At 67.1% G+C, this 1,129-nt stretch carries 1 protein-coding gene; it reads right to left on the reverse strand.

The window, feature by feature from the left end:
• A partial coding sequence (locus tag JCM21793_RS23085; protein ID WP_025031873.1) for a transglycosylase domain-containing protein occupies positions 1-1,129 on the reverse strand: 1,129 nt, incomplete at both ends.

Genomic DNA, 1,129 nt, shown 5'->3' on the forward strand with positions numbered 1-1,129 from the left:
CCCGTCGCATGCGCGCCACCAGCCGCACCGGCCCCACCGCGTCGAGCAGCCGGATCGCCGGCACGTTGAGCGACATCTGCAAGGCCGTTCGCACCGAAACATCACCCTGATAGGCCATGTCGAAATTGCGCGGGCGATAGCCCGAGAAATTGCCGGGCCTGTCCTCGATCATGGTTTCCTGCATCACCAGCCCTTCCTCGAAGGCAAGGCCATAGATGAAGGGTTTGAGCGTGGAGCCCGGCGAACGCTCCGCCACGCTCATGTCGATCCAGCCGGCGCGCGCGGCATTGAAATAGCCCGCCGATCCCACTCGCGCGAGCACCGCTCCGGTCTGCGCATCCGCAAGCATCATCGCCACGGAAACGCGTGGACCGAGCCTACGCGCAGCCTTGGCGGCAACTTCCTCAAGACCCGCCTGCGCGGAGCGGCTTATGGTCAGGCGATGCACACGCTTTTCAGGCTCCTTCCGCACCACCGCATCGGCCAGGTGTGCTGCATAGGCGGGCATGGGAAGGCGCCGTCCGGCAAGCTTCGCCTCAGACGCTCGCGCCACCTCGCTCTCGACGATCACCCCCGCGCCAGCCATGCGTGCCAACACACGATCGCGCGCGGCTTTTGCGATCTTGGGGTGCCGGTCGGGCCGGCGCGCCTCCGGCGATTGCGGCAGGGCGACCAGAAGAGCGGCCTCCTCCAGCCCCAGCTTGTGCGGCCCCTTGCCGAACCAGGCGAGGCTTGCCGCGCGCACCCCTTCAAGATTGCCGCCATAGGGCGCGAGCGTCAGATAGCGCTCCAGTATTTCCCGCTTGGAAAGCCTGCGTTCGATCTGAAGCGCCCGCGCGATCTGCCGGAACTTGGCGCTGAAGCTGCGCGCCTCGCGCGGCTCGGTAAGGCGTGCAAGCTGCATCGACAGGGTTGAACCGCCCGAGACGATGCGCCCGTTCCACAAGAGCTGCAATGCGGCGCGGCCAAGCGCGCGCATGTCGACGCCCGGATGCGACCAGAAGCGCTTATCCTCATAGGCGACCAGCATCTTGAGAAACTGCGGATCGAGCGTGTCGATATCCGCCGGCAGACGCCAGCGCCCGTCGGACGCCGCATAGGCCCGCAGCAGCGCGCCGTCGCGGTCGAG

It is taken from the genome of Nitratireductor aquibiodomus NL21 = JCM 21793 (assembly GCF_000615975.1).
Taxonomy (GTDB): domain Bacteria; phylum Pseudomonadota; class Alphaproteobacteria; order Rhizobiales; family Rhizobiaceae; genus Nitratireductor; species Nitratireductor aquibiodomus.